11 protein-coding genes and 1 pseudogene are annotated in these 11,950 nt (G+C 44.0%); 11 read left to right on the top strand and 1 reads right to left on the bottom strand.

The features are described 5' to 3' along the window. From ACX5KA_RS04815 to ilvN, 6 genes and pseudogenes are all read left to right on the top strand, one after another. A pseudogene (locus ACX5KA_RS04815) lies at positions 1–377 on the top strand (hypothetical protein); the annotation flags it as partial. Positions 378–830: 453 nt separating this feature from the next. After that, positions 831–4,199 (top strand): TonB-dependent receptor domain-containing protein, encoded by a 3,369-nt coding sequence (locus ACX5KA_RS04810; protein ID WP_458730542.1) that lies wholly within the window; start codon positions 831–833, stop codon positions 4,197–4,199. Between the two features lie 220 nt (positions 4,200–4,419). Next, entirely contained in the window at positions 4,420–4,881 is a 462-nt protein-coding gene (locus ACX5KA_RS04805; protein ID WP_039219294.1) for a hotdog fold domain-containing protein, read from the top strand. Between the two features lie 233 nt (positions 4,882–5,114). Then, a complete protein-coding gene (locus ACX5KA_RS04800; RefSeq protein ID WP_458730541.1) occupies positions 5,115–5,492 on the top strand; it encodes a MaoP family protein in 378 nt (125 codons plus the stop codon). A gap of 273 nt (positions 5,493–5,765) precedes the next feature. Then, a complete protein-coding gene (locus ACX5KA_RS04795; protein ID WP_039219296.1) occupies positions 5,766–7,484 on the top strand; it encodes an acetolactate synthase 3 large subunit in 1,719 nt (572 codons plus the stop codon). Beyond that, positions 7,484–7,981 (top strand): acetolactate synthase small subunit, encoded by a 498-nt coding sequence (gene ilvN, locus ACX5KA_RS04790; RefSeq protein ID WP_014975513.1) that lies wholly within the window; start codon positions 7,484–7,486, stop codon positions 7,979–7,981. The genes ACX5KA_RS04795 and ilvN overlap by 1 nt, the downstream gene beginning before the upstream one ends. A gap of 81 nt (positions 7,982–8,062) precedes the next feature. Here the strand turns inward: ilvN and ACX5KA_RS04785 are convergent, their stop codons facing one another. Next, positions 8,063–9,124, bottom strand: coding sequence for a hypothetical protein (locus ACX5KA_RS04785; RefSeq protein WP_458730540.1), 1,062 nt, complete (start codon positions 9,122–9,124; stop codon positions 8,063–8,065). A gap of 177 nt (positions 9,125–9,301) precedes the next feature. Here ACX5KA_RS04785 and tatA point away from each other — a divergent pair, with 177 nt between their 5' ends. The 5 genes from tatA to ACX5KA_RS04760 are packed head-to-tail and all read left to right on the top strand — an operon-like array spanning position 9,302 to position 11,944. Continuing rightward, positions 9,302–9,547 (top strand): Sec-independent protein translocase subunit TatA, encoded by a 246-nt coding sequence (tatA, locus tag ACX5KA_RS04780; protein WP_230633705.1) that lies wholly within the window; start codon positions 9,302–9,304, stop codon positions 9,545–9,547. After that, the gene (gene tatB / locus ACX5KA_RS04775; RefSeq protein WP_014948087.1) at positions 9,547–9,846 is read left to right on the top strand and encodes a Sec-independent protein translocase protein TatB; all 300 of its coding nucleotides are present in this window, start codon (positions 9,547–9,549) and stop codon (positions 9,844–9,846) included. Before tatA ends, tatB begins: the two co-directional genes overlap by 1 nt. After that, positions 9,847–10,602 (top strand): twin-arginine translocase subunit TatC, encoded by a 756-nt coding sequence (gene tatC / locus ACX5KA_RS04770; protein ID WP_458730539.1) that lies wholly within the window; start codon positions 9,847–9,849, stop codon positions 10,600–10,602. It begins immediately after the preceding gene. A 25-nt stretch (positions 10,603–10,627) separates the two neighbouring features. Then, positions 10,628–11,167 carry a hypothetical protein gene (locus tag ACX5KA_RS04765; protein ID WP_039219307.1) on the top strand — a complete coding sequence of 180 codons (540 nt, stop codon included), beginning with the start codon at positions 10,628–10,630 and terminating at the stop codon, positions 11,165–11,167. Next, complete coding sequence (locus ACX5KA_RS04760; RefSeq protein WP_458730538.1) at positions 11,168–11,944, top strand: TatD family hydrolase; 777 nt, start codon at positions 11,168–11,170, stop codon at positions 11,942–11,944. The last annotated feature ends 6 nt before the right edge of the window (positions 11,945–11,950 follow it).

Genomic DNA, 11,950 nt, shown 5'->3' with positions numbered 1-11,950 from the left:
GGCAGTTACACAGAATCTGTTACAGGCTCACGAAAAACTATATCAATCGTTTGAACGCACAACGTTTAGAAAGCATCGCTAAGCAATCACCTTCAAACAGCACCCATTCAAATGTGAATAGAAGCCGAAAACTTTCTCACTCCTTCAATACTGAAAACGAAGATTTTCTCGAAAGCATTGAAATAGCCGTTGATTGCAGCATGTTGAAAGGAAAGTTATTTAGCTCCCTCAGTAAAAACAAGGGGATTACTCTTCACGAACGCGACTTTCCCACGCTAGCGGGTGACGCAGTTAATTCGGTTCAGGGTACTGTGAAATGTCGAGACCACAGCAGTCTTCAAACGCACATTGATAAGTATTTGAACCAGCTACAATAGCGGCTTTTTAAAATTATACGAAAGTATAAGTATTGCTTTATGTTTTTCTCCAGTACCTATTCTACCTGCGTTTACGCACTATAATGAATCCTTATTCATTATCTCTTGCACTCTATTGGTGCGCAACCGCCTTGATTTCATTCCACTTCTCGATAAATCTAAGTTTTGTTAGGACTGTTGCACAAAAAACGTGCGTTTGAAAGTGCTTTGATAAGTCTATTTGAATATTAAATAGATTTTAGTGGGTAAATATGCATAATGCGCCGTTTTTTAGCGGTAAATTCGCTAATTACTCGCCTTTTGATAGGCACATAGTTTGCAAAAAACAGATCGTAAAAAAGATTAAGCACAACGCATTTCTTAAACATATAAAAAATAACCATCGCTTTCAGACTCCTTAAAAATGCCGAAAAGAGCATGTCGGAACGAGAAAGTATATTTGGAGAAACACACATGGCTTTTGATTCATCAAGGCAAAACAAGCTTACTGTACTCGCATGTGCAGTGGCATCTGCACTAGCATTAAGTGCAACTGCAGTTCAGGCTCAGGAAGACGCCTCTATTGACGAAAAGGATGTTGAAAAAGTAGTGGTCACTGGCTCTCGTATAGCGCGAGATCCTAATCTGGCATCTCCTTCACCTGTTCAAGCAATTTCAGAAGAAGATATTCAGCTGTCAGGTGAGTTTTCTGTAACCGATGTTATAAACGACATCCCCGCGTTGTTTTCATCTACAACAGCGGAAAGCTCTATTGACTCAGCCTTTGCAGACGGTGCGAATATCCTTAACCTACGTGGTTTAGGTTCAAACCGTACCTTAACACTAGTAAATGGTCGTCGCCATGTGGGCGGTGTCGCCGGTTCTGCGGCGGTAGATGTGGGTTCAATTCCAGTTAAACTTATTAAATCGGTAGAAGTGCTTACCGGTGGAGCGTCTGCTGTTTACGGTGCCGATGCAGTAACGGGTGTAGTTAACTTTATTTTGCAAGATGACTATGAAGGCTTTGAATTTGACGTAAACACGGGTATCTCGTCTGAAGGCGATGGTGAGCAAATTAGCATGTCTGCGTTGTATGGTGAAAACTTTGACAACGACAGAGGTAATTTTGCAATAAACATCGAGTATCAAAACGATGAAGGTGTGCGAGTAAGTGAAAGAGATAATGGTTTGATCATTGGCTCTGCGCGCGATTGGACCAACCCCGCTTTGCGATTCCAACAAGGCGATATTGGTGCTAGTACACCAAACTTGGCGCAATACTATAACTACGACAACACAGGCTTATTTAATTTCGGTTTAAGCATCCCGTCACAGGATGCGTTTATTCAAAACTATGTAGATACTTTTGGAACCCAACCGAATTTAACTTCAGAAGAGCTAGCGCTGTTTAACCGCGCGGCCACAGCAAACCCTCGTGCAGTTCTTCCTTACCGCACTTTCCCATTCACTTCGGGTTATGGCTACATCATACCGGGTAACCCTTATACGTTTGAGGGGTTTGATCCTGCGACTAATATCGACCTTGATGGTAACGGAACGCCAGACTGTCTTGACTCGTTTTCTGGATATAACAGCTCGTTTGGTGCCGCGTCATTCGGCGCATTAGGTGGTTGCTGGAACGTATTGGAAGATGGCTCTTACAGACCGATTCAAGACGGCTTGGTATCAGGTAACTTTGAAGGCTTTGGTGGTGACTCTTACAACACCATTCAGCAACAGCGCGGCTATTTAATTACGCCAAACGACAAAATTGCGTTAAATCTGCTAGGCCATTACGACCTTACTGACACAAGCACTGTGTTTGGTGAATTTAAGTACGTTGTTCAGACAACAGAAAATGAAAGCCAGCCGTCTTCATACTGGGATTTATTATTTGGTGCAGCGGATAACCCTTACCTGCCTTCTTTTATTCAGCCGCTAGCAAGCGAAATCGGTGGTGTTGCCATTACAGCTGACCCAATTGGCATTGGTCAAGGTAAAATTGAGAACGAGCGTAGAACACTACGCGGTGTTATTGGGCTAGAAGGCTTCTTGGAAAACGACTGGCAGTATAATCTTGCGTTAAATTACGGAAGATTCGAGTTTGAGCAAGAAGGTACAGAAAATATTGTTGTAGTAGACCGTTTCTTCTCTGCAATCGACGCGGTTACAGACCCTGCGACAGGTGAGGCAACCTGCCGTGTAAACTTAGACGCAGATACACCTCAAGTTACCACTGCGTTTAATATTCCAGTATATGACCCAGGCTACTTTTCATTTACTCCAGGTGATGGCAGCTGTGTACCTTTAAATATTTGGGCTGGTGCAGACGGTATTTCTCAGGAAGCGGTTGATTGGGTAACGCAAGATAGCCGCAGTAAAACTACCATCGAACAATTCGTTGTGAGTGGTTCACTATCTGGTGATTCATCTGACTACTTCGAGCTTCCGTATGGTCCGATATTCTTTGCGCTAGGCGGGGAATATAGAAAAGAAAAATCAGAAGCGACTTTCGATAATTGGCGACTTGGTATTATCCCTGAAGGCTCACAATATCAAGCAGGAACCTTGATTTCTGAGTACTCATCTAACAACTCACTGGTATTCCAGCCATCTATTAAAACGGCAAACGAAACAGGTGATTTTGATGTAAGTGAAGTGTTCGTCGAAGTATCAATTCCATTAATTGAAGGCGAGATGCTAGCCGAAGAGCTTACGTTAGATTTGGCTGCCCGTTACTCTGATTACTCTACAATTGGAGACACAACAACGTGGCGTGCAAACTTAATGTATGCACCTTACGAAGATCTTATGATTCGCTTGTCGCAGTCACAAGCTGTTCGTGCGCCAAATATCACAGAGCTTTTCGGTCCTGAAGTGGGTACAACATTCCGTCCTACCGACCCGTGTAATGCCAGCGTGATTGCAGGCATCCGTGGTAATGATCCGGCAGCCGCAGATCAGATACAAGCTAACTGTGTGGCAGACTTCCAGTCAATTGGTTATAACCCGTTTAATGACGCAGGTGAGTATGTTTACACCGATCCACTATCGGCAGCATTCCCTGGTGTTACCGGTGGTAACCCAGAACTACAGGAAGAAACCGCTGATACGACAACGGTAGGCTTTGTCTATCAGGCAAGCTGGTTAGAAGGCTTGTCACTAACGGCTGACTATTGGAGCATTGAGATTGAATCTGCAATCAGCTCTGTAAGCTCTGACGATATTGTTAATGGATGCTACATCGGTGAAACCTTAAACGAAAACTTTTGTTCTTTGTTTACCCGTAATACCGATGAAAACTCTCCGCAGTTTGCTGGTCTAAATTTCTTACGTTCTACCGATGTTAACTTTGCTCGCTTAGAAACGTCGGGCGTAGATTTCAGCATCGGTTATGATTTTGAAATCGATGATCATACGTTCCTAACAAAACTATCAGGTACTAAGGTCAATGAGATTGACCAATATACCAACCCTAACGATCTGAGCGAAGTTAACCCAGAGCTTGGTGAAGTAAATCGCCCTGAATGGGCAGGCAACTTTACCGTGACTTGGAAATGGCAGGATCTGCAAATCGGTTGGCAAACTCAGTACATGGATGAGCAGTTAGTCGCATTCGTAGAAATTGAAGAATACGAGCGTGGTGATTATGACGATTCTGTCGTAATGGATGAATTTTTCCAGCACGATATTAACTTCTCATATGTATTGACTGACACAGTTAAAATGTACGGTGGTATTAAGAACATTACCAACGAAGAACCTTTCTTAACGAACTTTGCTTATCCGGCAAGTGCCCGTGGAAGATTTTACTTCGTAGGGTTTGACATGCAGCTTAACTAAGCTGTTATTAATACAGTCAAAGCAGCTCCATTGAGCTGCTTTTTTGTTTTTGCAATAAACCTTGTTGCAACGTCAGACAGTAACTATTATGTTACTATGTGTATACTGGTCTAACCAGATAGGCGTGCGCTAAACATTAGGTTGATCATAGAGCAACGCGTTAGTGTACTGATTCTTCACTCATGGGGTTTCTCCTCATATACGATTAGCGTGACTGACTATGTCAAAGAACTACGTACTCAATACTTATAATAAATTCTTAAAACTACCTTTCGGCAAAAAGCTGTTCAGTTGGTACTCAGCGCGCAGAGCGCCATATTTTTCAACTGTTTCTCCACTTATCTCAGACATCAAACCAAACTACTGCGAAGTGCTTATTAGCAAACGTAAAGCGGTTGAAAATCACATTGGTACGGTTCACGTTATTGCTATTTGCAACGGGTTAGAAATGGCCATGGGGTTCATGTGCGAAGCATCAATCCCTAAAAACCTAAGGTGGATCCCAAAGGGTATGGAAGTGAAATATCCAGCAAAGGCCGACTCAGATATTCGCTGTGTTGCAGAAGTGCCCGCGGACGCATGGAAACCAGGTGATTTACCTATTAGTGTTAAGGCATACAACGCTGAAGGCACCGTGGTCGTCGACGGAACCATTACGGTTTGGGTAAGCGAAAAACGCTGATATCCCACTTATATTAAAAGGCCGCGCTTGCGGCCTTTTTAATGCTCTTTTAAAACATTCAATATTAAGTTTTTACTACCGCTACTTTTCTGTTTGACAGAAAATAAAAATCCAACTAAGAATAACCTTGAAAGCGATTAAGGCGCTATATCAGTAGTCTATTTCATTCAACAGTTGGTGTTGCAATTTTGCCTGTGTTTACAACGCAGGTATTAGCGGTGGAAGAGGTTAAGATGTCTGTAATCACAAAAGAACAAGTCACAAGAAAACCTTTCGTAGATAAGAAAAATTACCCGTACGGCTTTGCCCGTTCAGGAGATTTTTCAATTAATGAAAGTAAGCTTCTTCAGGCTCACGGTAGTTTGTTCGCTGCACTAGTGGACGGGAAAATTACGCCAGAGAATGATGAAGAACAAGCCTATTTGGAATCGGCTCTTGGTCATCGTGATCCTGCAACACCGCAAGAGAAAGCGTGGTTGAAATACCAAGCCAGAATAAACCGTCCAAAAACAGCAAGTATTTATGGCTCTAAGCGTGCTGTTGAACAAGATGTTGACGATGACGACGATATGAGCGATAACAGTGATCTTGATATCGACCTCGATGATTAAGCTTATGCCTTTACGCACATTTAGTGGGTAAAGGCGAATCGCTCCCGTTCTACAACTTTATTGTTTGCGCTGTTAAATTTGTGTAAATAAATATCCTACTTTCTGTCAAAATTGCACTTAAGTCGAAATATTTATCCTAATTATTGCGAATATTGGGATATGTATCTCACTTTTATGCAATTTGGTGTTTTATCTTCCTATTACCTTAGATATAGTCTGGGCATCGTCAACGTACGCTGACAAACCCCCCAACCCATTACAGGAGAAAGCACTGTGAAAATGATGTCGGGCGCAGCCATGGTGGTTGAAGCGCTAAAAGATGTAGGAGTGACACACGTGTTCGGTTACCCAGGTGGTGCCGTATTAGACATTTATGATGCGTTATTTGCGCAAGATGATGTCAAACACGTCCTCGTACGTCATGAACAGGCAGCCGCCCATATGGCGGATGGTTATGCACGTTCAACTGGCAAAACCGGCACAGTGCTCGTCACATCAGGTCCAGGCGCTACGAATACTATTACAGGTATTGCTACTGCATATATGGACTCTATTCCGATGGTTATTTTATCGGGACAGGTGCCGTCGAAGCATATTGGTGAAGACGCATTCCAAGAAACTGACATGGTGGGGTGTTCACGCCCTATTGTTAAGCACAGCTTTTTGGTGAAGCGCGCGGTTGATATCCCAGAAGCGATTGCTAAAGCTTTTTATATTGCCAACACAGGTCGTCCTGGTCCGGTGGTAGTAGATTTGCCAAAAGATATTGTGAACGTAGCAGAAGAACACCCGTACGTGTTCCCAACTGATGTGACCATGCGTTCTTACAACCCAACTGAAAAAGGCCATCCTAAACAGGTCAAAAAGGCTGTTGAGTCGCTACTTAAAGCAGAACGTCCCGTACTGTATGTAGGTGGTGGAGCTGTAGCTTGCGATGCTTCAGCAAAGGTTATTGAGTTAGCTGAGAAGCTTAATGCACCGGTAACTTGTACGCTAATGGGTCTTGGTGCTATGCCGGGTACACACAAGCAATTTATCGGCATGCTAGGTATGCACGGTACGCTTGAAGCGAACAAGACTATGCATAATGCCGACTGCATCATTGCACTAGGTGCACGTTTTGATGACCGTGTTACTAATAACGTTGATAAGTTCTGCCCACATGCGGATATTATTCACGTTGATATTGACCCAGCATCAATTTCTAAAACCGTAAATGCGCATATTCCTGTAGTAGGTTCGGTAGATAAAGTACTTGATCAAATCTTAAGTCAGGTAAATAAGAAAGACTTATCAGGTCAAAGCGAAAAGCTGGCCGATTGGTGGCAACAAATTGAAACCTGGCGTTCTCGTCAGTGCTTAAACTACGCACAGGGCGAAGAAGTTATTAAGCCTCAGCGCGTTATCGAAGCCTTGTACAAACACACAGACGGTAAAGCTTACGTAAGTTCTGACGTGGGTCAGCACCAAATGTTTGCTGCGCTTTATTATCCGTATGATAAACCGCGTCAGTGGATCAACTCAGGTGGTCTTGGCACCATGGGCTTTGGTTTACCGGCTGCAATGGGTGTGCAGTTTGCGCATCCAGGTTCAACCTCTGTGGTAGTAACGGGTGACGGCAGTATTCAAATGAATATTCAAGAGCTATCTACTTGTTTGCAGTACAACCTGCCTATAAAGATTATCTCATTGAATAACCGTGCCCTAGGTATGGTTCGTCAGTGGCAGGATATGATTTATAAAGGACGTCACTCACACTCTTACATGGATTCAATGCCTGACTTTGTGAAGTTGGCAGAAGCTTACGGACATGTGGGCATTAAAGTAGACAAGCTTGACGAGCTAGACGCAGCAATGGAGAAATGTTTCAGTTACACAGATCGCTTAGTGTTTATGGACATAGCAGTAGACCAAAACGAACACGTATATCCAATGCAAATTAAGTTTGGCGCAATGGATGACATGCGCTTAAGCAAGACGGAGCGAACCTGATGAAACGTATTATCTCTGTATTAATGGAAAACGCCCCTGGCGCACTATCTCGTATCGTTGGTGTATTCTCACAACGCGGTTACAACGTCGATTCACTGTGTGTGGCACCGACTGACGACGCGAGCCTTTCGCGTCTAACGATTATCACGCACGGCGACGACAAAGTCATAGAGCAAATTACTAAGCAAGTGAATAAGCTTATTGATGTGCTAAAAGTGGTAGACCTTACTGAAGGTACGCACATTGAACGCGAACTTATGCTGATTAAAGTCGCGACTCGCACAGAGTCGGTACGTGCTGAAGTGAAGCGGAACTCTGATATCTTCCGTGCGCGTATTGTGGATGTGAACGTAAACAACTACACCATTGAAATTACGGGCACCACAGATAAGCTAGATGCATTTGCCACGACTATGGGGCAGTGTGCTGAAATTATCGAATCATCGCGCACCGGTGTGTGTGGGCTTGCTCGAGGTGATAGGGCGCTTCGTCCTTAAACTTTTTTGAGTTTTTGCGCACTGCGTTATTTTTGAAAGGCTGTCATTAGACAGCCTTTTTTGATTCTATAAAGAATTTCTCTAAGTATCGCGCCCATAGTAGGCTTCTACGCGCAGGGCTATGCCGTATGAGGTTTTAAAATCCTCTTCACGTAGCCATAAAACGAAAGGCTCTACCTCAAAGAATAGCCAATCGCGCAGCATGTTGTTACGCCACCTAAACCCGCCATAGACTTCTTCTACGCGAAAGTTGGGTTGGCTAAGCCCTTCCACCATAAAGTGAGGAATAACGGCGTTATGTTGATCTACCGAAAACAAATGGTGGACCTCGTGACGCCATAGCCAGTCGTTGGTATCGTCGCGGTAGTAGTAGCGATTATTTTGTCGAACCAGGTGCTTTTTATTGATTTCGTATTGAAAAGCGACGCCCACCTCCGCACCCAAACGGTCACGGGTGTAATAGTAAAGTTCGGCGTCGTATAGCATGGCCCATTGTTTAGAAAAGGCAAAAGCATCTCTGTATCGGGTCATCACATATAGCTGGTCGCGGCGACCAGCGCCAATTCTAAATGAGTAGTGAGAGTCTTGCTCAGGACGAAAGCGAAGCGCAATGGTCGTTCGATCGCGGTTGTTATTGCCGCTATCCCTCGCGGCTCGTATTGTGTTGTTCTGTGTCTCGTCTTCGTTATCACTTAATAGTAAATCAACGCGTTCTTTTAAAGCCGGTAGGCGAACTCTTACCCTGAAGCGCAAATCCGTATCCGAGAGCATGCCACTTCTTGGCTCCCAGGCAAGTTGAACACGACCTTCGGCTCTGGCCTCCTTCTGTCCTGAAGCACCTATTTCATCTGAACTTTCAAACAAACCATCAAGCTGTTTTACGGTGAAGTCCATGGTGTCGGTGAAGCTACGCTGCCAAATATCAAACCATTGCTCATTAGGTATTGAAGGAGGCAAGGAGTGTGTACTTTCTTCTGTCGAAGTAGCGCTGTTAGTAAGCGTATTTTCTGGCCGAGCAATATCCCGATAGGTTATACCTACACTGGTCGCATTTACGGGGGAGTTCAACGTGTTAGCAGCTGAGTCAGGTGCAACAGGTAAAGCGAGCAATAAATGGCAATAGACCACGGTAAGGCATAGCATTGCTCACTAACTCCTTGTAAAAATTAGCATAGTTGAATGTTTCGACCATTCGCATTGGGGATATACAGAGCATGGATTGTCCCAACCAAAACGTCAATCTTTATTCATAGAAGTAAATATTCAGGTGAAAGCATCAGCAGGCAATGGCATACTGTGCCAATCGATGTAAGGGAGATTATTTTTATGGGTGGTATTAGTGTTTGGCAGTTGCTGATCATACTGGTTATTGTGGTGCTTTTATTTGGTACGAAGCGTCTTAAAGGTATAGGTACTGATTTAGGCGGCGCAATCAAAGGCTTCAAAAAAGCTGTCACCGAAGAAGACAAAGACGCAGACTTTGAACAAAAGAAGCAAGTTGAAGAAAAGTCAGCAGCAGAGCCTGTTTCAACAAAGACGCAGAGCGACGTTAAAGAAAAATCCTAATGTTCGATATCGGCTTTTGGGAGCTATTGGTTATCGGTGTACTGGCGCTGCTTATTTTAGGGCCAGAAAGATTACCGGGTGCCATGCGCTCAACTATAAATACAATTCGTAGCGTGCGTAATGTAGCAACGGGCTTTAAGCAAGAAGTTGAGCATCAGTTGCGCGTGCACGAGTTGCATGAAAATTTGAAAAAAGCAGAGCAGCAAGGGCTTAAAGATCTTTCACCTGAACTTGAACAAAGCGTCGATGAGCTAAAAAAAGCTGCAGAGTCGGTTCAAGAACCTTATAAAAAGCAATAGATGTCTGACGCTAATAACCTTATTTCTCATTTAATTGAATTGCGCAGTCGTATTCTCAAAGCACTTTTGAGCGTATTGATTGTGTTTGTGTGTCTTGCCGCATTTGCACAGGATTTATATAAGCTGTTGGCCATGCCTCTGCTTGAAACACTTCCAGAGAACGCGAGCATGATTGCAACTGATGTTGCTTCACCTTTTTTCGCACCTTTTAAACTTACCTTAGTATTGTCGTTTTTCATTGCTATTCCCTATGTGCTCTATCAGGTTTGGGGCTTTGTTGCTCCAGGCTTGTATCGAAATGAAAAGCGTCTGGTTGCGCCCCTGCTGCTATCAAGTACCCTGTTATTTTATGCCGGCATGGCGTTTGCCTATTTTGTTGTCTTCCCCATCGCGTTTGCGTTCTTCACTAGCGTCGCCCCTGAAGGGGTTACTGTAAGTACCGATATTTCAAGTTACTTAAACTTTGTATTGAAACTCTTCTTCGCATTTGGAGTCTCATTCGAGATACCTATCGCTATTATTCTTATGTGTTGGACTGGGTTAACAGATGCCAAGTCGCTACGAGCAAAACGGCCTTATGTGGTTGTAGGGGCCTTTGTTGTTGGCATGCTGCTCACACCACCCGATGTTATCTCTCAGACATTATTAGCTATTCCAATGTGGCTGCTGTTTGAAGTAGGGGTTATTGTTGGAGGCTTTTACGCCGGTAAAACACCAAAAGATGAAGGCAAAACGCAAACACCTGACAACACATAAAAGTTCAAAAGAGAAAGGAATAAAAATGAAAACTCAACTGCTTTCAATTGCCACTTTACTGTGTGCTTTTAGTGCTCCTCAAGTACACGCTGAGTCTATCGGTGAAGCGATGGAAAAGTGCCGTAATACAGATGATAGCCTTAAGCGCCTAATTTGCTACGACGGTGTGGCAAAGTCGTTAAATCAATATGAAGGCGTTAACGAACAAGTGAGCCAGCTAAAGGCATATAAGCCAAATAACAGCGCACAAACTCGCCCTCGCCCAGCGCAGGTTGGGCAACAACCTGTGCCCTCAAAGCCGGGCAATGACTTTGGTCTAGAGCATAAGCGCGACTTAACAAAAGAGACCTCAGAAATTACCGTCACTATTAACACAGTTAAGAAAAACCCTCGCGATAAGTATGTGCTAACTTTCAGCGATGGCTCTGTCTGGCAGCAAACGGATCGAACGCACTTGAAGCTTGAGGAAGGACAAGCTGTCTCTGTTGAGCGGGGTCTTTTTGGTTCCTTCTTCCTAAGCGTTGAAGGTCTTAACAAGCGCATTAAAGTAAAGCGCGTAAAATAGATGCCTTGGTTCGACGCTGGCGTCAATCTGCTTGATAAGCGCTTTGACGCCGACGAGGTTATCCAGAGAGCGCAAGAAGCCGGAGTTGAGAAGCTTTGCGTCATCACTACTCATCCTCAAGAGTGGGATGCAGCGGTAGCGCTTTATAAAAAGTACTCTGAACAATGCTGTTTCACCATTGGAGTACATCCTCATAATGCCAAAGACGTCACCGAACGTGACTATTACCGATTACGTGAGCTTGCTCAGCATCAAGGCTGTGTAGCTATTGGTGAATGCGGATTAGACTTTAACCGTAACTTTTCCCCTCAAGACGTTCAATTAGCGGTTTTTGAGGCCCAGCTGGATATAGCGGTATCATTGAATCTTCCCGTATATCTGCACGAAAGGGATGCCTTTAGCGAACAAGTCAGCTTGTTAACTCGATATATGCCGCGCTTGAAAGGGGGAATAGCCCACTGCTTCACAGGAACAATGGACCAGGTAGAAGCGTATTTGTCGCTAGGCCTTTATATCGGTATAACAGGGTGGGTGTGTGACGATAAACGTGGCGAAGATTTACGTGATGCCGTAAAACACATACCGCTTGACAGACTTATTCTCGAGACCGATGCTCCGTACTTATTTCCGAAGACATTGCGCCCTCGAAAACGCAATAATGAGCCCGCATACTTGCCTCATATCGCTCAGCAATTAGGCGAATATCTGCAAGTTGAGACTGATAAATTACGTATTAGCAGTTATGCTAATACCTGTGAGTTATTTTCCCTCAACTAACCATAG

This window comes from Alteromonas alvinellae, from assembly GCF_902705805.1.
Note: the sequence above shows the minus strand (reverse complement) of the source record. Positions and strands in the feature narration are given on the sequence as shown.